Source organism: Acetomicrobium mobile, assembly GCF_937920065.1.
The window spans coordinates 1-1,212 of the sequence record NZ_CALETC010000283.1; the positions used below are offsets into that span (position 1 = coordinate 1).

General features: G+C 44.6%; 2 protein-coding genes. Both read left to right on the forward strand.

Annotated elements, in window-relative coordinates:
- Positions 1–686 (forward strand): FadR/GntR family transcriptional regulator (locus tag Q7P41_RS10550; RefSeq protein ID WP_303884109.1); only part of this gene is annotated, 686 nt, incomplete at its 5' end.
- Positions 673–1,212: aconitase family protein (locus tag Q7P41_RS10555; RefSeq protein ID WP_303884111.1), on the forward strand; the 540-nt coding region annotated here is incomplete at its 3' end. The genes Q7P41_RS10550 and Q7P41_RS10555, both read left to right, overlap by 14 nt.

Genomic DNA, 1,212 nt, shown 5'->3' on the forward strand with positions numbered 1-1,212 from the left:
CCAGCATGTTTCAGGTCACTCGTCCCTTGATTAGAGAAGCCCTGGCGATCCTTGAAGCCTTTGGCATAATTGAAGTTCGGGATCGCCAGGGTATTTTTATAAGAGAAAAGGCGTGGAGCGAAATTTCGCTACCGCTATCGTTTTTGATGGACTGGCCCCTCGATATTCTTCCGCAGGTATTTGAAGCTAGGTTGATAATTGAGCCCAAAGCAGCAGCAATTGCCTCGAAAAGAAAAACACAATCGGATTTGAAAAAGCTTAAAGAAACCATTTTCAAAATGGAAGAGCTTTTTGAGGAAGACAGGCCCGACAAGGCGTTATTGGGCGAAAAGTGGAATTCTATCTTTCATGCCATCGTAGTAGCAACCTCGCACAATGATGTCTTATGCAGGATACACGAAGGGATCATTAGGTTATATGAACGCAATGTTTTCTCTTTTCCCAAAGAAAAGGCACCCATGCCCTTTGAAAAATGGCCCAAGGAGATTTGGATGGAACATGCTGGGATTGTCGATGCTATAGCAGAAGGAAATGCAGCTGAAGCCGAAAGAAGAGCCTATGAACACGTTCGTATGTCACAGGAGCGTATTTATCGCTTTACCCAGTCGCTTGGGTTGCAGTTTTTTGTTCCATTAAACGGTCTAAACGGTTATGCGAAGGAGGATGATCTATATGCACGCGATTGAAAAATTGTTAGCCAAAGCGTCCGGGAAAAAAAGCGTCAGGACGGGAGAGATTGTTGAGGCCGACGTTGATTTAGCGGAAGTTAACGACCTTTATCTTCAAGTAATAAAGTCCTTTTACGAAATGGGAGGAAAGAAAGTTGCACATCCCGAAAGAGTGACTTTTGTCTTCGATCACTATTCCCCACCTCCCACAATAAAAGCTGCAGACAATCAGAAGCAAATGAGAGAATTTTGCGAAAAGATGGGGATAAACTTGCTCTACGATATAGGCGAGGGGATTTGTCATCAATTATTGGCAGAAAGCGGCCTGGTTGGTCCCGGCAAAGTGATCATCGAGACGGATTCTCATACCACTACGCTTGGAGCTCTTGGCTGCTTTGCAACTGGGGTGGGAGCGACGGATTTAGCCATTATTCTTTTGACGGGCCGTCTCTGGTTTAAAGTGCCTTCAATTGTCAATATCAATCTCGAGGGAAAACCTGCTTTTCCCGTTATGGCAAAGGACGTAATACTTCATGTTTTAGGG